The organism is Maridesulfovibrio sp., assembly GCF_963666665.1.
Lineage (GTDB): Bacteria > Desulfobacterota > Desulfovibrionia > Desulfovibrionales > Desulfovibrionaceae > Maridesulfovibrio.
In genome coordinates, this window is record NZ_OY762999.1 from 3,655,988 (window position 1) to 3,675,818 (window position 19,831).

The 19,831-nt window shown below is 48.0% G+C and carries 18 protein-coding genes; 12 read left to right on the top strand and 6 right to left on the bottom strand.

The window, feature by feature from the left end:
* The first annotated feature begins 343 nt into the window (after positions 1 to 343).
* The 3 genes from ACKU40_RS16825 (at position 344) to ACKU40_RS16835 (ending at position 2,241) form a co-directional block, all read left to right on the top strand.
* A complete protein-coding gene (locus ACKU40_RS16825) occupies positions 344 to 520 on the top strand; it encodes a hypothetical protein (RefSeq protein WP_320173944.1) in 177 nt (58 codons plus the stop codon).
* Positions 521 to 648: 128 nt separating this feature from the next.
* Positions 649 to 1,905 carry a response regulator gene (locus tag ACKU40_RS16830; protein WP_320173945.1) on the top strand — a complete coding sequence of 419 codons (1,257 nt, stop codon included), beginning with the start codon at positions 649 to 651 and terminating at the stop codon, positions 1,903 to 1,905.
* A gap of 102 nt (positions 1,906 to 2,007) precedes the next feature.
* A complete protein-coding gene (locus tag ACKU40_RS16835; RefSeq protein WP_320176393.1) occupies positions 2,008 to 2,241 on the top strand; it encodes a hypothetical protein in 234 nt (77 codons plus the stop codon).
* Positions 2,242 to 2,330: 89 nt separating this feature from the next.
* Here ACKU40_RS16835 and ACKU40_RS16840 read toward each other — a convergent pair whose 3' ends face one another.
* The 3 genes from ACKU40_RS16840 to ACKU40_RS16850 form a co-directional block, all read right to left on the bottom strand.
* Positions 2,331 to 3,446 carry a hypothetical protein gene (locus ACKU40_RS16840; RefSeq protein WP_320173946.1) on the bottom strand — a complete coding sequence of 372 codons (1,116 nt, stop codon included), beginning with the start codon at positions 3,444 to 3,446 and terminating at the stop codon, positions 2,331 to 2,333.
* A gap of 231 nt (positions 3,447 to 3,677) precedes the next feature.
* Positions 3,678 to 4,148 (bottom strand): ATPase P, encoded by a 471-nt coding sequence (locus ACKU40_RS16845; RefSeq protein ID WP_320173947.1) that lies wholly within the window; start codon positions 4,146 to 4,148, stop codon positions 3,678 to 3,680.
* Between the two features lie 36 nt (positions 4,149 to 4,184).
* Positions 4,185 to 5,948, bottom strand: coding sequence for an N-acetylmuramoyl-L-alanine amidase (locus tag ACKU40_RS16850; RefSeq protein ID WP_320173948.1), 1,764 nt, complete (start codon positions 5,946 to 5,948; stop codon positions 4,185 to 4,187).
* A gap of 374 nt (positions 5,949 to 6,322) precedes the next feature.
* On the opposite strand from ACKU40_RS16850, the gene glpX reads away from it, so the two are divergent.
* Positions 6,323 to 7,306 carry a class II fructose-bisphosphatase gene (glpX, locus tag ACKU40_RS16855; protein WP_320173949.1) on the top strand — a complete coding sequence of 328 codons (984 nt, stop codon included), beginning with the start codon at positions 6,323 to 6,325 and terminating at the stop codon, positions 7,304 to 7,306.
* A gap of 86 nt (positions 7,307 to 7,392) precedes the next feature.
* On the opposite strand, the gene ACKU40_RS16860 is transcribed toward glpX, so the two are convergent.
* Complete coding sequence (locus ACKU40_RS16860; RefSeq protein WP_015853436.1) at positions 7,393 to 7,632, bottom strand: hypothetical protein; 240 nt, start codon at positions 7,630 to 7,632, stop codon at positions 7,393 to 7,395.
* A gap of 151 nt (positions 7,633 to 7,783) precedes the next feature.
* On the opposite strand from ACKU40_RS16860, the gene ACKU40_RS16865 reads away from it, so the two are divergent.
* From ACKU40_RS16865 to ACKU40_RS16880, 4 genes are all read left to right on the top strand, one after another.
* A complete protein-coding gene (locus ACKU40_RS16865; RefSeq protein WP_320173950.1) occupies positions 7,784 to 8,173 on the top strand; it encodes a DUF202 domain-containing protein in 390 nt (129 codons plus the stop codon).
* Between the two features lie 128 nt (positions 8,174 to 8,301).
* Positions 8,302 to 9,363, top strand: a complete 1,062-nt coding sequence (locus tag ACKU40_RS16870) for a glycosyltransferase family 9 protein (RefSeq protein WP_320173951.1) — start codon at positions 8,302 to 8,304, stop codon at positions 9,361 to 9,363.
* Positions 9,356 to 11,200: a C25 family cysteine peptidase gene (locus tag ACKU40_RS16875; protein WP_320173952.1), complete on the top strand. Its 1,845-nt coding sequence runs from the start codon at positions 9,356 to 9,358 to the stop codon at positions 11,198 to 11,200. The genes ACKU40_RS16870 and ACKU40_RS16875 overlap by 8 nt, the downstream gene beginning before the upstream one ends.
* 102 nt (positions 11,201 to 11,302) lie before the next feature.
* Positions 11,303 to 11,782, top strand: a complete 480-nt coding sequence (locus ACKU40_RS16880) for a hypothetical protein (protein ID WP_320173953.1) — start codon at positions 11,303 to 11,305, stop codon at positions 11,780 to 11,782.
* Between the two features lie 112 nt (positions 11,783 to 11,894).
* Here ACKU40_RS16880 and ACKU40_RS16885 read toward each other — a convergent pair whose 3' ends face one another.
* Complete coding sequence (locus ACKU40_RS16885; RefSeq protein ID WP_320173954.1) at positions 11,895 to 12,743, bottom strand: DJ-1/PfpI family protein; 849 nt, start codon at positions 12,741 to 12,743, stop codon at positions 11,895 to 11,897.
* A 199-nt stretch (positions 12,744 to 12,942) separates the two neighbouring features.
* Between ACKU40_RS16885 and ACKU40_RS16890 the strand changes: the two genes are divergently transcribed.
* A complete protein-coding gene (locus ACKU40_RS16890; RefSeq protein ID WP_320173955.1) occupies positions 12,943 to 13,911 on the top strand; it encodes a helix-turn-helix domain-containing protein in 969 nt (322 codons plus the stop codon).
* A gap of 63 nt (positions 13,912 to 13,974) precedes the next feature.
* Here ACKU40_RS16890 and rimO read toward each other — a convergent pair whose 3' ends face one another.
* Positions 13,975 to 15,288: a 30S ribosomal protein S12 methylthiotransferase RimO gene (gene rimO / locus ACKU40_RS16895; protein WP_320173956.1), complete on the bottom strand. Its 1,314-nt coding sequence runs from the start codon at positions 15,286 to 15,288 to the stop codon at positions 13,975 to 13,977.
* 189 nt (positions 15,289 to 15,477) lie between these two features.
* Between rimO and ACKU40_RS16900 the strand changes: the two genes are divergently transcribed.
* The 3 genes from ACKU40_RS16900 (at position 15,478) to glmS (ending at position 19,739) form a co-directional block, all read left to right on the top strand.
* A complete protein-coding gene (locus tag ACKU40_RS16900; protein WP_320173957.1) occupies positions 15,478 to 16,923 on the top strand; it encodes an ATP-binding protein in 1,446 nt (481 codons plus the stop codon).
* A 226-nt stretch (positions 16,924 to 17,149) separates the two neighbouring features.
* A complete protein-coding gene (locus ACKU40_RS16905; RefSeq protein WP_320173958.1) occupies positions 17,150 to 17,758 on the top strand; it encodes an XTP/dITP diphosphatase in 609 nt (202 codons plus the stop codon).
* Between the two features lie 157 nt (positions 17,759 to 17,915).
* Positions 17,916 to 19,739, top strand: coding sequence for a glutamine--fructose-6-phosphate transaminase (isomerizing) (gene glmS, locus ACKU40_RS16910; protein WP_320173959.1), 1,824 nt, complete (start codon positions 17,916 to 17,918; stop codon positions 19,737 to 19,739).
* The last annotated feature ends 92 nt before the right edge of the window (positions 19,740 to 19,831 follow it).

Below are 19,831 nucleotides of genomic sequence, written 5' to 3' on the forward strand. Positions count from 1 at the left end.
CAGATAAATTTCGAAAAATGAAAAAAATACCGAACGTTATTTTGCAAAAATTTTTATTTATAATATTGTTTCCAGTAATGCGCAGAATTACCCATAAGCACTTACACACATGATGAATTTAAATGTTTGCGGTCTTTGCATTGCAGGTGTACCGCTGTACGGAGATTAATTAATATTAAGAATTCTCCTTGATTTACCTGACTGTTTTTTCGGAGATAAAGAGATAAATATTTTGCTTAGAATCAGGCTCGCTTTTATTTATTTATTATTTTTACCCTTGCTCTGTTCCGGGTGCATTTGGGGAACTGCGGCTGTGGTCGGGGTGGCTGTCCTAGGGGCAAATGTGAACGAATATCAAGAATCTCAAGTCCCCCGCAATGCAACCAGGGATCTTGATGAGCATCTTGAGCAGAAGCGGAAAGAGGATGAAGCCATATCTCGTAGCAGTGAATTCCCGCCTGAGCCAATTGACACTGATGAACTTATTGAATCTTACTCAACTCCGATTATGGAGAAGTAGTTCTCTGAATGTGACATGATTTTACATTTTTATAATGCACTCTCAATGATTTGACTTGCCTAAATCTTTTACCAAAGTGTATCTTTCTTCTATTCGTCTATCTATAAAATGAAATTAAAGGGGGCAGCATGTCCGGCCAGACAGTGAAGAATAGTGTTCTTGTTGTTGAAAACAGCAACACTCAGGCAAGAATTATTACTGAACATATAGAATCCATAACACCTTTTGACACCATTGTTGTCAATTCCATGGACGAGCTTGAAAGCAGGCTCGCTGATAATGGTGATGATGTATTCATCGCGGTGTTGAACTTGAATATTAAAGGTGCTCCCGACGGTGAGGCGGTGGATTACGTCCTTTCCCGCAAGATCCCCTGCATTGTTCTTACTTCTACTTTTGATGAGGAAATTCGTAACCGCTTTATTGAGAAGAGCGTGCTGGACTACTTTAATAAATCCAGACGTGAAGATCTGGAAGAAATGGTCGACCTCATCCGCCGTATTCATTCCAACCATGAGATCAAGGTTGTTATTGCCGAAGACAACTCCACTGCCCGTAAAATCATGCAGCGTCTGCTGGAGCGCCTTAATTTTACCGTACTGGCCGGAGAAGATGGAGCTGAGGCCCTTGAATTGATCAGGAACAACCCTGATGTGCAGCTGCTGCTCACTGATTACGAAATGCCAAATCTGGACGGTTTTGAACTGGTCAGCGAAGTACGTAAGACCCATAGCCGTGACCAGATGGCAATCCTTGGTGTCTCTGCCCATGATTCCGGGGCAATCACCGCTAAATTTCTTAAGCGCGGGGCAAATGACTTTCTCAAGAAGCCTTTTGAAGTGGAAGAGTTCTCATGGCGTGTAACCAACAATCTCAATGAACTTGAGCGTATTCGTTCCATTAAGGATGCTTACAGCCGCGATCCCCTGACCGGATTTTTCAATCTCAGCTTTTTCATTGATAAGGGACGTGACATTTTTGAAGGCGCAAAGAAAGAGGGTAAAATCCCGGTTGTGGCTGCTTTCAACGTTGACAACATGTTGGCTATCAATAGCCAGTTCGGCTGGGATGGCGGTTTTGCAGCCATGAAAAAGGCTTCTTCCCTGCTTGATCAGCAGTCTCTCGGCTGGTTGCTGACTTCTCGCAGTGATAACGGGTTTTATATTCTCGCCGATGACCTTGATGCCTTAAAGCGCGATCTGAGTTCGGTTAAGGCTGCCCTTGCCAGCTCGGAGATTGTTTCAGCTGGGAACAGGTTCATGGTCAGTGCTTCTTTTACCATCAGTAATGGTGAGAACGGATCTTTTGATGATGTGCTGTCAAAGGCGGCAATTGTCTTGAAGGATATTCAGTCCAAGGGTGTGAACGCTTTTAGTTTTGCTTAGTCTTTAAAAGTATATTGAAATTAGGCCTGCAGTATCGATCGCGATATTGCAGGCTTTTTGTTGCTTGTTTACTCGCTGCAGTTCATCCGCTATGCTTTTTTCATGTTAGTTATGAAATGTGCATCCTGCAGGCGTAAGCTCTGGAAATACTATAAGATAGGTCAGGGCGAGGTCCATCGCTGCCATAAGGAACGGATTAAGAAGATCTGGAATGCTGAAGAGCGTGACGGTAAGGTCTACTGCCCCTGCGGTAACGCGTTCGGAATTGACCGTGGGACTTACTGGACCATGGATAAGAAAGCTTTTACTTATTCGGGGACGAAGACGAATAAGTGATTAAGTTGCGTATGTGAAATTTAAGAGCCCGTAATCTGTGAAAGATTACGGGCTTTATTTTAAAGCTTTTCTTGCGAAAAGATTGGACATTATATTCCCGGATTTTTCTTGGCTAATTCGCGCATGTCTTCCATGAACTCATCTAAGCTCAGCCCAAAACAGTGGCATAAACTTGGGATTTCATTGTCGGTGTCGCCAATGGTTTTCTCAATTCTTTTGGTAATTGTTTTATTGTATACTATCTTTTCATCTTGTTTCTTCTTTGAAGAAATAACAGTGTATTTTACTGTTATTTCAGTATATGGATCATCTCCGAACAGTGTTTTTTCCTGGAAGCCTTTATCCATGATAACTGCTGAAATCTTGTGTCCTTGTGGTTCTTTGTCCATGTACAACCCGGAACCGACTACCCGAAGCTTCAGCATTTTTTCGAATTCTGACAAAGCAAGGGAACGGTCAAAATTATCAGTATAATACCTTGAATACCTCGCTTCGGCTATGCGTTTGGAGAATTCTGCGGAGATAGCACTGGTTCCGGCCAGAAAGCGTGCTTTACCTTCTACGGATTTGGCTTGCTGAGTTGCAGGAACTTTGACATTCAGCATATCACTGGCAAATTGGTTGTTCACTTTTACGATGGCTCTATCCAGAGCTACCATAATGTTGGGATTGGCTGCACACTCCCATAGGTCTCCAGAGTCATATTTGTCGCATGACCCTATTGCCGAATAATCCTTACTAAAAATTACTTCACCATTGATTTCGTTTTTTACTGTATAGCGTGCGGTGACGTGGGCGTCATAATTTGCTGTATTATATAGTATGTAGTCGTTAACTTCAGGGGCGTATAATTCTTTAATTTCAATCTCCAGCATAAGGTCATTATCTGAGGACTGATCAAATGCCCCGGACTTTATAACAGCATGAATGGCCAGATTCTCCCATGTCTTTTTGAAAGTTATCCCGTAAGACACCCTGTCTCTATAATTTTTCGGGTCTTCATATTTGAACTCAACTTTATTCCCTACCTGAGCTTCTTCCGGAGCGTAAGCTGCTATGACATGCCGTATCGCGCCGTTCATTTTACGGCTGTGCTTTTGAATGTCTAGTGGTAATGGGTCCGGGCAGGGCTTATATTTCATACAAGACGGTAACATACACACCATCATCACCAACATCATCACTTTCAATATCCATTTTGTCATACAAACCTCATTCTTCACAAATTTAGACCCCCTAACCTTATTTGGCCGCTAATGCTTATCAGTGAGAGGTTGTATGGTCAATTTGCTGAGATTAAAAATCAAAAGCCCGCAACCTCTCAAGAGATTGCGGGCTTTATTTAATACTAATTTCAGAACGAAGCGGCGAAGCCATATTAAAAAAGTTTGGGATTCTAAACCCTTTTCAAAGGGTTTTAGCCGCCGGAGGCTTTCTTAATTTCTTAAAGTAGTCAGCAAGCGCACAGGGTGGGTAAAAACGCCCAGTGCGTTGGAGATGTCTGTTGCTACGAGATCGGCGGCGCGGGCGGCTTTCATGGACATGCATTCGGCCCCGGAGATGATGATGCTCAGGGCTGCTTCCTTGAGCATGAGCATATCGTTCCTTCCATTGCCGATGCAGGCGCATTTGGCCGGATCAAGGGTGTTTACATAGTCAAGTTTGGCTTGGTCTTCTGGGCTGCCGTTGATGATGTGGATTTTTACAGGCAGGCCGGAAAGTTCCTCTTCACACTGTCCGAGGGTGTCTGCTGTGAGCACATGCACCTGCACATCCTCGGATAATTCCATGATCAGCTTGCCGACTCCGGGGAGCAGGTTGCCGTCAAGGGCGAGGGTGCCGTTGTAGTCCAGAACAATGTGCTCAATCTCGAGCTTTGCAAATCCCGGGATATCAAGATTTATCATGATTCTTCCTGCAACTGGTATTAGCGGTTGGTCATGCTAAAGGCTGGCATACCTTTCAATCTGCTTTTTGTATTCTAATACACCTTTTACGATGCCGTCGGCAATATAAGAAAGGTAGCTGTCAGTTTTAAGTCGCTTGGCTTCGGTGCGGTTGGTCAGATAACCCAGTTCAATAAGCACTGAGGGCATCTTCGCACCCATGAGTACGTAGAATGGTGCTTCGCGCACACCTTGATCGTGTACCGACCATTTCTTGCGAATGCTTTGGAGTGATCCGGAGTGAATGTTATTCGCCAGATCCTTGCTTTCCTTCATTTTTGAATTGAGCATCAGGTCGGTCAGGATAACCTGCAGGTCGCTGATCCTCTTGGCGGAAACGGCGTTTTCCCGTGCAGCAACACGGACTGCATTGCGGTTGCGGGCAAGGTTCAAGGTGTATGTTTCAATACCGTTGATCTTGGCGCTGCGGTGCGCGTTGCAGTGGATGGAAATAAACATGTCAGCCTTCTTGATGTTGGCCATGGCGGTCCGTTCTTCAAGAGGGATGAATACATCTGTACTTCTGGTGTACAGCACCGAAAATCCGGCTTTTTTAAGTTTGGCAGCCAGAATCTTGGCAAAACGCAGGTTGATATCCTTTTCTTTGAGTCCGTTGGCGGATGCACCGGGGTCCTTACCGCCGTGACCGGCATCAAGCATGATTGTCTTGAAGGTCAGCCCCAGTTGTTCCAGTAGATCTCCGGCCATTTTTTTGCTGTTTGCCGGAGGGGTGTATTTTTGGGGCTTGGATTCTTTGGGTGCGGAAGAATGAACCGGACTCTTGTTCTCCACGACCTTTCCTTCTTCCGGTGCCTGAACGTCGACGACCAGTCGGAAAGGGTTCTCCAGCGGAAAGATTTTGTAATCCTGCATGGAATTGAAATCCAGAACTACGCGTGTAGTCCGCGGGTCGCGCTGGCCGGAGCGGATATCCTTAAGGATTCCGTCGGCAACGTGTGTCGCCTTGTGCACTCCGTTGCCCAGAACGGTGTTTTCAAGGTCGATGTACAGCCTGTGCGGGCGATTCACGCTCTGGTTCGGATTCAGGATCTGATAACGGTAGCGGACCTCTTCATCGAGATCGAGAACCACGCGGGTGTAGCTTTCACTGCTGGTGTAACGAACGGAAAGCAGCTTGGCCTTACTTGTAGATTTTGTATCGCTTTTTGGAGAATCGCTTTTAGCCGGGATGATGGTTCCCGAGGGCTTCTTGTGCGTGGTCTTTTTACCTGTAACACCTTTACGGTCCATGGAGTCCAGACGCTTGCGGGCCATGGAATACATGTCTGACTTGGCGTATCTGTGTACGATGGTCAGGTAGTCTGAGTAGGCGAGATCTTTTTCATTCAGTTTTCGCAGCCTGATTTCAGCCCTGCGGAAAATACTGTCATCCGTCCACTGGTGGGAAGGAAAATTTGAAATCATGCGGCCGTAGTAATCAACAGCAGTGCGGAAATCTTTTTTTATACCGCTGCGGTTGCCAAGCTCTTCGTATGTGCGGCCGAGGTAATAGAGCGATTTGGGAGCGTATTGGCCGCGGGTGGACCGTTTGAATACATTGCGAAAATTTTTGCCGACTTTTTCCCACTCAGAGCGGTATTGGGCTTTTTTCTGGTTTTTTGAAAGAGCATGGAACTGCTTCCAGGCAATGGTGAAATCATCCTTGATGCTGGCTCCGAATGCACTGGCAGGGATAACAGAAACAAGCAGTCCTGCAAGGAATAGTGCCATAATCAGGTTTGGAATAAAAAATTTGCGCATTTTTTCAGGTCGAAGTTCTTTATATTTAATGTTTTTGCCCAAAGTGATAGCAGTAAAGATACAGGCAATTGCTCTAAAAAAAGTTTAGATGTTTTCTTTAATAAGCTCGCATGCCCAAAAAATCAACTCTAGACTGTCTCGAAAGCTCCATCTGTTACATCATTGCGGAAAACATTGAAATCATCTCTCTTCTAACTATGCATTGCGACAGTGTTTTTTCTGTATCTTGCAGTTGGAACTTTGTCGTCCGTCTGGTATTCTTGGGCGCTGGATCAGTATATGAAAGCTGGACTGGCGCTCCTTTTTATGTAATGGGCATATGCATTGTTACTCGGAATTTAAACAATTTACTTCACTCATTTGGAGACAGATAAATGGAAGCTCCCCAGAGAAATTTGGCTCTTGACCTTGTCAGGGTAACCGAGGCAGCAGCACTGGCTTCCGCCAGATGGCTGGGCCGGGGTGATAAAAACGCAGGTGATCAGGCAGCAGTCGATGCTATGCGTTTGAGTTTTAACAGCCTTGAAATCAGCGGTACAGTTGTTATCGGTGAAGGCGAGAAAGACCATGCACCCATGCTCTACAACGGCGAGAAGCTTGGCGTTGGCGAAGGTTCCGGTATGGATGTTGCCGTTGACCCCGTTGAAGGCACCAACCTGCTGGCATACGGACGCCCTAACGCTATCTCTGTTGTCGGCGTTGCTCCTACCGGAATGATGCTTGATCCGGGCCCCAGCTATTACATGCAGAAGCTGGTTGTTCCCACTGCCGCAAGGAATATGGTCGACATCAACGCTCCGGTTAAAGACAACCTGGTCAAAATCGCCAAGGCCCTGAATAAGGACGTTGACGACCTCGTTGTATTTGTTCTGGAAAAACCCCGTCACCACGGCCTGATTCAGGAAATTCGTGATGCAGGGGCACGTATCCAGCTGCACACTGACGGTGACGTTGCCGGTGCACTCATGGTTGTAGATCCGCGCAGCCCGGTCGATGTTATGATCGGTACCGGCGGAACTCCTGAAGGTGTTCTCTCCGCTTGCGCCATCCGCATCATGGGCGGTGAAATGTTCGCCAGATTTGATCCCCAGTCCGAATCTGAAAAGAATGCGCTGGAAGAACAGGGCTACGATCTGCGTAATGTCATGACCGTTAATGATTTGGTCAAGAGTGATGATATTTTCTTCTCAGCCACCGGTATTTCCGGCGGTACTTTTCTGCGCGGTGTACGCTACCTCGGCTACGGCGCAGAAACCACCTCTCTGGTCATGCGCGGCAAGACCGGGACCGTACGTCACATCGAAGCAGTCCACACATGGGACAAGCTGATGAAGATCAGTGCGGTTAAGTACGACTAGTACGAATACTAGAAGAATCAAAAAAATGGGCGGTTCCGACAATCAAGTTGGAACCGCCCATTTTTAGTCTGCGTATTGGGAGTAGATTAATACTCCGGTGCCTCCAGCTTATCCGAGATGATTTTTGCATCTTCTTCGCGGGCTGCTGCGTTGAGTTCTTTGGCTTCGCCGTGACAGGTAATTCCGGTGGGGCGCAGTTGCACATATCCGGCGGAAAGTACTTTAGTGTAGGGGATCTGTTCCCTGAATTCGAGGTATCCGATACGGTTGGGGATGAGTATGGGCAGCGGGTCGCCTGAAAAATCCTCAAACATGATGTATTTCATTTTCGATCCTTTATGATGCGGCCTGCCGAAATCGGCTGGGGGCCGGAAGTTGTTCCAGTTCGCGAACAATGTTGCCCGCATTCTCATTACAGATTATAGGCATATATATTCAAGATCAAGAAGTGTAGACCAGAAAATCCGGAGTTGGCAAATGGCTGGACATGACAGGGAATTGCTGGACAACAACGAACTAGCCAGAATGCGCACATTGCTGGCTAATGAACGGACTTTTCTGGCTTGGTGCCGGACCGCGTTGGGGTTGTTCGGATTCGGTTTTGTGATTGAGAAGGCCAGATTGTATATGGCGAAAATGTTGCCCGGAACTCCGGAGATAATGCTCAAGGAAATGAACTTCCTCGGCATTTTTATCATTATTTCGGGAATGGTGATTCTAACCAGTGCAGCCTTCCGGTTTTACCGCTTTGAAAAGACTCTCGGAGCCAGAGTCCGTTGGACTACTCCGTATCCTGAAATGCTGGTCACCGTGGCAGTGGGAGTAATCCTGATTGTCAGCTCCATAGCTGGAAAGATATTTTTCTAATTACATAAAATTTTATGCCTAGGCGGAGAAGCCACGATAAAAGTTTTTGGGATTCTTAAGACATTTTCAAAAAGGTCTTAAGCCGCCGGAGGCAAAATAAGATAATTAAAGCGCGAAGCGCATCAACCATGAAAAATAACTATAAAAAAATAGCCCTTTGGCAGACTGCTTTCCTTGGCGATGCAGTGCTGACCCTGCCCTTTATCAAGGCTCTTGCCTTGCGTTTTCCTGACGCTGAAATTCATCTTTTTGTGCGTAAGGGTGTTGAACCATTATTTGAAGGCCAGCCGGAACTTACCGGGGTGTACGGTTTTGATAAACGCGGTGCACAGAAGGGCATGGATGCGGCCCGTTCTTTTGGTGCAGATCTTGGAGAACAGGGCTTTGACCTCTTGATTTCCGCACACACCAGTATGCGCTCTGCTGTGGTTTCCATGTCCACCGGGATCAAGGATCGTATCGGATATGATGCTCCTTGGTATAACCGTTTTGTTTATTCCAAGACTGTGAAGAGGCGTTTTGATGAGTTGGCAGAGGTGGAAAGATTGCTCGCTCTAGGTGAGCCTTTGGGGATTTCAGGTGCTGCCCCCGATGTAATGCTTGAGCTCCCCGCTGCCAAGATCAGTGAAGCCGAAGAATTTTTCAGGGGTTTGGGAGATGGTCCGGTAGTCGGCGTTCACCCAGGTTCAACTTGGGAAACCAAGAAGTGGCCGGAGCAGAATTTTGCCCGGGTGATCGATAAGTGTATTCATGAAGGTTTCAAAGTAATTCTTTTTGGCGGCCCTGACGAAAAGGAACTCTGTCGTTCAGTTCTTGCGCATGTTGAGCAGACCGGGAAGGTTATAGATCTGTCCGGTAAACTTAGCTTGCAGCAGTTGGCTGCGCATATTCGGCAGTTGGATGTCTACCTGAGCAACGATTCCGGTCCCATGCATATTGCATGGATTCAGAAGGTCCCGGTCGTGGCTATGTTCGGGCCGACCGTGCGCAGGTTTGGTTTTTTTCCGCGCGGCGTTGACTCTACTGTGCTGGAAAGTCCTGATAATTTGAAATGCAGGCCCTGCGGACTTCACGGCGGTAAAAGCTGCCCGGAAAAGCATCATAAATGTATGACAGATATTACGGTTAAGATGGTTTGGGATGAAATTTCACGGAAAGTCGCAAAAGGCAGGGAGAAGGAAAATGGATAAGCTGAAGAAAATTTTTATCCCCCTGCTGGTTTTGCTGAGCATGGTTCTGATTTCAGGGTGTAAGATTAAAGGTTTGGGTAATGCGCCAGAACTTGTGGTCGTGCCGTCTCCCGATCCGATCAGGGTTTCTTCTGCTCCTTACACTGAAGAAAAGCAGAACGTGATTGTCTGCACGGCTGACTTCATGCGTGCGGCCCGTTATTTTTCCTATTTGCATCGTGAATTTGAAGGGGTGAAGTCGGTTATCGTCAAGGTGCCTTCGACTAATGGAACTGCCGAGTCTGCGGATAAGGTCGTTTCCGGTATTCAGGATCAGGTGGCCCAGTTAAATAAAGACGGCAAGATTATGTCCGTGCTCATCCTCGGTAACCGGAACATCGTTCCGACAGCCGGTTTCAGTGACGGTAACGGGGCTAAAGTTCATCTTTCCGATTACGGTTTCGGAGGCTCGGACTCTGCTCCGGAGAATATGCTTCCGGTGGGAAGGATTCCGGCCCGCGATTGTGCCGAGGCTGAGGGTGTGGCTGCAAAATACGAACGCTGGTACGGAGACCGTGAATTTCGCCCGGCATGGCCGGTTTCATTTATAGGAGGGGAGGGCTTTTCCGCTCAGTCCCTTTCCGATTCCGAGCTTCTCTTTTTCAATCTGCAGCAGGAAGGTATCGCAGGCCCTGAGGCGATACGGTATCTCGGTGCAGCAGGTGGAGCAACTCCACAAAGGTTGGCGCAGTCTTTGGCTGAGGATGATGTCTCGGTGCAATGGTTGGCTCTTGATGCCACTTCCGAAGGTTTTCGGGCCGGAAAAGGAATTGTTCCGGTTTCGGCGATAATGGAACTTGAATATAAGCCGGGTCTGCCTGTGGTGCTCAATCCTTCCTGTGAAGTTGCTGCCTTGAATTCAACCATGCCGACTCCGGCGGAAGCTGTGGTGCTTTCCTCCGGCGGAGGGCTGGCAATGATGACCGGATGTAACAGTGGAGGGGATATTCGCGCTGAACTTGATAACGGACGCGTTTTCCGGGTTGATTCCAGCGGGACACCTCGTTTGCTTATGGAATTCCATAAGGCCTATTTCAGCGGTAAACACCGCATTGGTGATGCCCTTATCGAGGCCCGGGCCCAGTTTGCCCAGAATCTGGTCAAAGGAGAAAGTCTTTCTCCGGTTTATGATTTGCTTTTTTACGGGGATCCGGTTTTATCCCTGCCCCTGCCGGTGCGTACTGAGTCCCCGTCGTACAAAGGGTTGAACATCGTTACCAAATCTAAAAAACGTCAAGGTGTTGCTGTCTTTGACGTTAATTCCACTATTTCCTTTGCCATGGAAGAAGGCGGAGTTTATCCGGCTGTGCGCTTGCAGGTTATCGACCGCAGTGACGGTCGGGTGGTTTCTTCCATGAAAGTGGAAGAGGATGATATTTTTAATTTCATGTCCGATGGTGAAGGACAGTACCTGATTTACTCCCGTCCTCTGGACGGACCGCTTGCATGGCAGTTTTTTGATGTGCGCGAGAAGGGCAATCCCGCTGGCAGCAAAGCTTCTGTTGTTGCCGAGAGGGGTAAGCCTGCACCGAAGATCAGTGCCGGACTTAAGCCCGTCAACTATGCAGTACAGGTCAGTTCCAACCGCAAGCATAAATCAGCAGCCAAGGTGCGTAATCGCCTTGCCGGACAGGGGTATGAGGCTTATGTGGTCGAGATCCCTTCCGCAAACAACCGTAAATGGTATTGCGTGCGTTTTGGGCGTTTTGATTCATGGGCCGCTGCAGTGGAGGCCTCCGCAGCTTATGAGCGCAAAGAACAAGCTGATGCGAAGATTGTTCGCTGTAATGACAGCTAGTTAAGAGTTTATAATACGTACATGCTTGATTGCTGTGCCTTAATTCGGTAATAACCTGTTTCCTCGAATATTAAGTTATCGTTAAGAAGCAGGTTGGTGGCATTGAATAGCAAAGTAAAAAAAATCATATTCCTTTTTATCGGGCTTGCAGCTTTTGCCGCATTAGGTACCTATGCGATCTATTCGATCGGTGGAAAAGCGCCTCGTCCTGTTCTTTCTTCCGGATACAAATTCTCCAAAGGAATTTCTCCTGCGAAACTTGAATTCAGTAACGGTGAAATCATAAGATTGAACAAAAGTTTCTGGGAAAACCGGGAAGTTTTACATAAGGCAGTGCTTACTGTAGCCGGACAGGAATCTGATCAGGGACCGAAAGAAATGACCCCGCAGGCCGGATTGAAGTTTTCACTTGAGCTTAAAGGCAAAAGCGGCATGACTTATTCACCGGAAAATGTGTTTTGCCAGCGCAGCAACCTTGTGGATGAGATCAGCCGTTACGTGGGAGAGGGGGCCAGAATTATTGCCTCTTATGAAGCCCTGCCTGAGTTTAAAAATCGCGAAGTAGAAATTGTAGATATGTAAAAAAGAATTTCAGCTATAGATGGAAAAATCCCCCTGATGCGTATGTTTCAGGGGGATTTTGTTTGCACGAGAGTCTGAAGTTATAGCTGTTGTTTGAAGTGGAAAATAGCGTTTATCCCTGTTGGGTTTTGATTCCAAGTTGGATCGCTTTTTCCCTTAACAAATTGGCAGAATCAGGGGCAACCTGCTTGAGATAATTTTGATATTGTTTTTGAACAGTTTTAATTAATTCTTGATTGGCGGTTTTAGGTGATCCGCTGTTAAACGGGGGATGCGGATCATATTCCAGAATCAACTGCTTGGCTTGTGCCGCTTTATCGCCGATCAAGAGAGAAAGAAGCACTAGTCCAAAATCTATCCCGGAAGTAACGCCTGCTCCGGTTACACGGTTACGGTCATGGACAACTCGCTCTAATTCCGGATTGGCTCCAAAGTAAGCTAGTTCCTGCGCAAGAGCCCAATGTGAAGTTGCCTTATAGCCATTGAGTAAGCCCGCCGCCCCCAGAATAAAGGAACCGGTACATACGCTGGTAACCCACTGAGCCTTTTGGCCAACCATTGAAACCCATTCCACCATCTCATTCTTCTTTATCTGAATATAAGGATTGCTTGTTCCCGGAACACAAAGAATGTCCGTGGTATTGATGTCGGAGAAAGTTGCAGTGGGAACAAGACCTAGCCGGCGGTTGGACCTGCTTTCGGCATATACCGGCTTTTTGTCTTTGGATACGTAATCTACTGAGAATCCTTGTCCGGTCAGGACCTCCGCAGGTCCAATGAGATCAAGCGCGGTCATTCCTTCGTAGAGCAAGAATGAAATATGAGGTTTGTTCGGGTCGCGATCTGCTTGCGGCGCTTCAGATGCATGCGCCGTGTCCGGTGACATTACCCTTTTGGTTATGGGAACGGCAAGAGCAGCCAAAGCTCCGAGGCAAGACAGAGAAAAAGTCCGTCGATTCATGAATAGCTCCTTTGGTCGGTTTGATTTCCAAAGAAACTATCCATATCTCCTTTGAGCTGATATCGGTCAAAGAGTCATTAACCGAAATAATCTTGCCACAATTACAATTTAGCCAGTCCTGCTCTTGTAACTGATGTTGCCATTAATTAAAGGTTGGTTTCGGATAAGCAAACTAATAACGACCAGTAGAGATGGAAACGTGGAACAAAATAGAGACATTCATCATATCGCAATACTTGCTCTGCCGGCCTTTGTCCTTTTCGATATAAGCATTCCGTATCAGATGTTTCCGCTGGTCTCATTGGCTGACGGGTGCAGACCATATAAGACTTTCTTTTGCGGCCCTGACATCGTTGTCTCCAGTCAGGACTTCAGTATTACCGGGATTTCGTCACTTGAAAGGCTTCAACAAGCCGACACCATAATCATTCCGGGAATTCATGACGCACTTTCATATGCTGACGAAGTTGTTTTGGAGCAGTTACGCAAGGCCGCTGCTGCCGGTATAAGGATAGCCTCAATTTGCACCGGGGCATGCCTGCTTGCCGCAGCAGGATTGCTCGACGGGCTTTCGGCTACTACGCATTGGGAGATCGTAAAGCCTTTAGCTGAACGTTATCCTGAGATAACCTTTCATCCTGATATTCTGTTTGTAGATAATGAACAGATACTTACTTCAGCGGGCTTATCTTCCGGGCTGGATTTGTGTCTGCATCTGATAAAAAAGGATTATGGAGTTTCTACGGCAGAAAAAATTGCCAATTTCTTTGTTATGCCCATTGAGCGCGAAGCGGGACACGCCCAGATCATTAAGCGGTATTCGCCGCAGGAAAATGACAATCTTGCCCGATTGCAACTATGGCTTTCCGAAAACCTGCATAGGGAGTTGTCATTGGAAGAGCTTGCACAGCACGCTTGTATGAGCACAAGAACCCTGAATCGTAAATTCAAAGACCAGACAGGGGAGCCGCCAATGACATGGCTGGTCAAGGCTCGTGTCCGTTGGGCACAATCGCTGTTGGAATCTAGTGATATGTCAGTTGAACAAATAGCGGCAGCAACAGGATTCGGTTCATCCACTGCGTTGCGAGACAATTTCCGTAAAAATGTCGGAATGTCTCCATCTACATGGCGCAGTCTGCACAGTAAACATTGTAAAAAAGGCTGAAACTAACGTATATTTCTACACGTTGTTCCAGCCTTTTGGTTTATTACATTGATACGGTTAATTTTATTTAACCAGAGTCACCAGATCATAATCCGTGACATTGTCTATTTCAGCATCAACCATCATGCCCGGTTCCAGCTCCATGCCGTCTTCAGGAGCACTGACGTAGGTAATGCCGTCCACTTCCGGGGCCTGAAACCAGACGCGTCCGTTGAACAGCCCCGGCCATTCTTCGTTGGGCTCTTCAACCAGCACTTGAATTGTCTCCCCTACTTTCGCTTCAAGGATTTCACGACTGATTTCAGATTGGACTTCCATGAGTATTTCTCTGCGCTCTTCGCGCAGCTCTTCCGGCAGCTGTTCCATGTCTCCGGCCGGGGTTCCTTCTTCCGGCTGGTAGGCGAATACGCCGAGGTTCTGAAAGCGTGTTTCCTTCACAAAATTAACCAGCGTATTGAAGTGCTCCTCGGTTTCGCCGGGATAGCCTACGATGATGCTGGTACGCAGAACCGCATCAGGAATATGCTTGCGGACCCGATCAATAACCTTGCGAGGATCGCGGGCAAAGGGGCGGCCCATGGATGAAAGTACATCCGGGTGGGCGTGCTGGATGGGAATGTCAAAATAGGGCAGCAGCGGTTTTCCAGCCTGTGCAAGGAATGAAAGCATGGAATCGGTCAGGCCTGCGGGATAGAGGTACATCAGCCGCAGCCATTCCATTCCCTTGAGCGGGAGCAGCTTTTCAATCAGGGCACGCAGGTTTGTTTCCTTATCGTCAAGGTCTGAACCGTAAGCTGTGGTATCCTGTCCCACAATAACCAGTTCAGGTACACCCTGATCAAGGATGTAGCGGGCTTCTTCCACAAGACCGTCCAGTTTGCGGCTCACATGGGGGCCTCGGATGGAGGGAATGGTGCAGAATCTACAGGAATGGGAGCAGCCTTCACTTATCTTAAGGTAAGCATAAGCTGGGCCGGTGCTGATGACCCGCTGGTGCACTACGGGAAATTCTTTGCTGAGGGCCTTGGCGGCAAGCGCAGGCCATTGGTCCAGTTCATGGGTGGAGAGCCAGAGGTCTACTTCCGGCATCTGTTCCGTCAGTTTGCCGTAGCGGCTGACCAGACATCCGGCTACAGCCAGAACCGGGCGCGGGTTCAGGTCTTTTATTGCATCGGCAGCTTCAAGGATGGTATCCACAGATTCCTCGGTAGCAGGGCCGATGAATCCGCAGGTGTTTATCAATACGAGGTCCGATTCTTCAGCGTTGGATGCTGCGATCATGTTATCGCCGAATGCGCCGAGCATTCTTTCTGTATCTACCCTGTTTTTGGGGCAGCCGAGGCTGATGGTATAAATTCTGGTTTTAGTAATGTTCATATTTTTAATTCCGTTGGTGGTGAAATTTTTACGGATTATTTTATAGGTCAGTATTCCTTGTGCGGCAATGGTTAACCTATTCGCTAGCAAGTGCAAAGAGCTAATTAATGCCATTCAAGATTACCCATTTTGTGGAAAATAGTTTATCTTGGAAATACTTTTCAAACCGAGGGGTGGGATGGGGCAGTAATGCTTGAAGATTTTATTAGTATAAAAAAAGACTGCATCGGAATTGTAGGACGGTCCTTTGCGCTTTCCGCTCTTTCGTTGCTGCTGCACGAAAGCAGCCGCGAGGCCGCAGGTATAAGTATTGAAGCCGGAGTTATCATAGATGAGTCCGGCAGCCCTCTGCAGGAAGGCCATGATTTTCCTCTTTATGCGGATGTTGATTCCATGCTCTCCGCTCATCCATCCATAGAAATGGTTTTTGAGCTTTCCGGTGAGCCGGAGCTGGTCGGGCGTTTGCGTTCGTCCCTGCCTCCGGAAGTTGCACTTGTAGAACTACCTGCTGCACGTTTTTTCCTGCGCCTGCACGCCACTGACCGTTTATGGATTGCTTGTAAGGCCAATCTTATGCAGACGCAGGCCCTGTTCAAATCCGTTGTGGACCAGTTCCCTGAAGATATCATGATTGTCGGTCCTGATGGCCTTATTCTGGATTGTAATAACCATTTTTCCGAGCGGGCCGGAAAACCCATCTACGATCTTCAAGGTAATAATCCTCTTAAATTTTATGAGTCACTGTCGTCCATTTGTCCGGTTAAGGATGGCCTTATTGATGTCCCGGCCATGCCGCGTGACAATAAAGAATTGATGTTTTCCGAGAGTGATGAGCATGGCAAAATGCAATATTATCGCCTCTATGCTTATCCCATCATTGAAGAGGGCAGTGACAATGTAATTCAACTGGTGATCATCTGCCGGAATATCACCGAGCGGACCATGATCGAGCAGCGTTTGCAGCAATCCGAGCGTATGGCGACGGTTGGTGAACTTTCCGCCTACATTGCCCATGAAATCCGCAATCCGCTGATGGCTATGGGCGGCTTTGCCAAGGTGCTGATCAATGATGAGAGCATCGATTCCGCCGGTCGTGAGAAGATTCAGATTATTCTTGAAGAGGCCCAGCGGCTGGACCGTTTGCTCAAAAGCATCCTCAGTTTTGTGCGCTCAAGGGATGTGGAGAAAAACAATATTGACGTTAACCGGGTGGCAGCGGATGCCATGCAGCTTCTTTCCCTTGGCTGCCAGTTGCAGGAAATTGAAGTGGAAATGGATCTTGATCCCTTTCACCCACTGGGAGTTGGCGGAGCTGAACAGGTACGTCAGTGCTTGATCAATCTGGTCAAGAATTCCATGGAGGCCATGCCGGACGGTGGCAGGCTTAAAATCTCCAGCGGCATAAGCGGGAAGCATGTCTGGCTGGAAGTTCGTGACAGCGGCCCCGGAATTTCCGATGACATCCGCAGCCATGTCTTTGATCCCTTTTATTCCAGTAAGGTAAATGGAAATGGCCTCGGTCTGCCTATGGTTAAGAAAATAATGGAAGAATTCGGCGGCGGAGTGGAACTTGCCAGCCGTCCGGGTAAGGGGACCAGCGTTGCCCTGCTGTTGCGTAAAGCTCCGGTTGCCTAAACAGCTTCTACAGCGTATTAGTCTCAAAACATAATTTTGATGCGCTATCGCGCTTTTGATGGTCGCATTTCGCCTTCGGCGGGCAAAGGGGATAATCCGCTATGCTCTCTGTATCCGTAAAACTCGAAGCAAAGCTTCTTGCCTAACGGCTATAGGCCTCTTGCACTCCCTAATTGTTTTTAGCCAGTTAAATTTCAAAATTAGATAATATTTACGGGAGATTGTTTTGAAAACAGTTGTTCTTGCCACTTCTAATAAAGGCAAAATTGCTGAGTTTAATGAGCTTCTTAAAGATCTGGGTCTGGAAGTGAAAGGTCTGGATCAATTTCCTGAAATCGGTGAAATTCCCGAGCCGGGTGAAACCTTTCTTGAAAATGCAATTATCAAGGCCCAGACTGTTGCCAACCTGACCGGGCTGGTGGCTGTAGCGGATGATTCCGGCCTTGAAGTTGATGCACTCGGCGGACGTCCCGGTGTTTATTCAGCCCGTTACAGCGGTGAGAATGCTACTCCCGAAAAGAATAATGCCAAGCTGCTGGAAGAGCTGGACGGTGTGGCCGAAGAAGAGCGTACCGCCCGTTTTGTCTGTGTCATGGTGGCTGCTACTCCTGATAATATCCGCATCCAGAGCCGGGGTGAGTGGGAAGGGCGTATAGCCTTTGAACTGACCGGAAAACAGGGCTTTGGCTACGATCCACTTTTCTTTGATCCCGAGCTAGGTTGCGTTGCAGCGGAAATGACCCGCGAAACCAAGAATGCCCGCTCTCACCGGGGCAAGGCCCTGCGTGCGCTCATGGAACAATGGGCAGATTTCCAAGAGAAAATCAGCAGATAAATTTATTTAGATTTAAAACGTTTTGTCACTTGCGGTAGCGAAGCTAACTAAAAGTTTTTGGGATTCTTAAACCCTTTTTACAAAAAGGGTTTAAGTCGCCGGGGGCGAAATCTTTTGTCAAATAGCGCGAAGCGCATCCAATTAATGGAGATTATATATGTGTGGAATTATCGGATACGCCGGGCACCGTCCTGCTGTTCCCCTTATCGTTGAAGGCTTGAGACGTCTTGAATACCGCGGCTACGATTCTGCGGGTGTTGCCACTGTACAGAACAAGGAAATCGAGCTGGTTCGGGCCGAAGGCAAACTGGCCGCCCTTGATGAAAAGCTGGCCCAGAAAAACGTGACCAACTCCACATTCGGCGTAGGCCATACCCGTTGGGCCACACACGGCATACCTGTTGAACGCAATGCCCATCCCCATCTGGATCATGAAAAGAAAATTGCTATGATCCATAACGGAATCATTGAGAACTATCAGGAAATCAAGACTGAGCTTCTCGCCAAAGGGTACGAATTCCGCTCCGATACTGACTCTGAAGTGCTCTGCAACCTCATTGCCGAGGGCCTTAAACACAATCCTTCCATGCTGGAATCCATTTCATGGGCCTTGAAGCAGGTTGAAGGTGCGTACGCCATTGCCGTGGTCTCTATTGACGAACCGGGAACAGTTTACGCTGCACGCGTTGCCAGTCCCATGGTTATGGGGGTCGGTGTTGGTGAAAACTTTGTTGCTTCCGATATTCCCGCCTTCCTGCCCTACACCCGTGAGGTGGTTTTCATTGAAGACGGCGAACTGGTCAAGATCACTTCCTCTTCATGGGAAGTTTTCAATGCCGAGACCCTTGATCCGGTAGAAAAGGAAATCAAGACTATCAATTGGGATGTGCAGGCCGCGCAGAAGGGCGGATACAAGCACTTCATGATCAAGGAAATTTTTGAACAGCCCAAGGTTATTTCCGACTGCCTGGCTGGGCGTGTAGATCAGGCCAAGAATGAAATTATCCTGCCGGAAGTAGAAGGTATGGAGCCGCCGGAAAGATTACATATCATTGCCTGCGGTACTTCCTACCATGCCGGACTATGGGGTAAATATCTCATTGAGCAGTGGGCCAAGATTCCCGTGGAGGTAGAGATTGCTTCCGAGTTCCGTTACCGCGATCCTTTGCTTTCCAAGGGCGGTGTGGCTCTGGCAATCAGCCAGTCCGGTGAAACCGCGGACACTCTTGCCGGAATCAAGCTGGCTAAGGAGAAAGGGCTGTCCATAATCGGTCTGTGTAACGTAGTCGGTTCCAGCGTAGCCCGTGAGTCTGATTACGTCATGTACACTCAGGCCGGACCTGAGATCAGCGTAGCTTCCACCAAGGCCATGTGTAGCCAGTTGACTGCTCTCCTGCTGCTGGCCCTCTATTGGGGCAAGAAGAAGGGTGTGATTGATGATGCTACCTACAGTCGCGCTGCTGCGGATATGCGCAGCATTCCTTCAATTCTGGAGACCGCCCTGCCTGAAATGCGTAGCCGTGCACAGGAATTGAGCCGCGAGTATTCCGAAGCCAACAGCTTTTTCTTTCTTGGCCGGGGACTTTACTTCCCGCTGGCCCTTGAAGGTGCGCTTAAGCTTAAGGAAATTTCTTATATCCACGCTGAAGGCTATGCGTCCGGTGAGATGAAGCACGGTCCCATCGCGCTCATCGATCCTAAGTTTCCCACCTTTGCCATGGCTCTCAATGACGACCTTTTCCCCAAGGTAAAGTCAAACCTCGTAGAGGTTCAGGCCCGTGGCGGCGAGATCATCGCGCTGACCAACCCCGGTGTTGACCTTGATGTCGAACATCGCTGGTCCCTGCCCGAAGTTTGGGGTCCGCTGAACACCTTCATCGCTCTCCCGGCCCTGCAGCTCTTCGCCTACGAAACTGCCGACTACCTCGGCAAGGATGTTGACCAGCCTAGGAATTTGGCAAAATCGGTCACTGTCGAATAAATTGTTGAAATAATTAACAAAATATTGTGGGAGAGTAATAAAGTTCTTTACTGAGTATTAAAGTTCTTTACTAAGTAATAAAGTTGTTAACT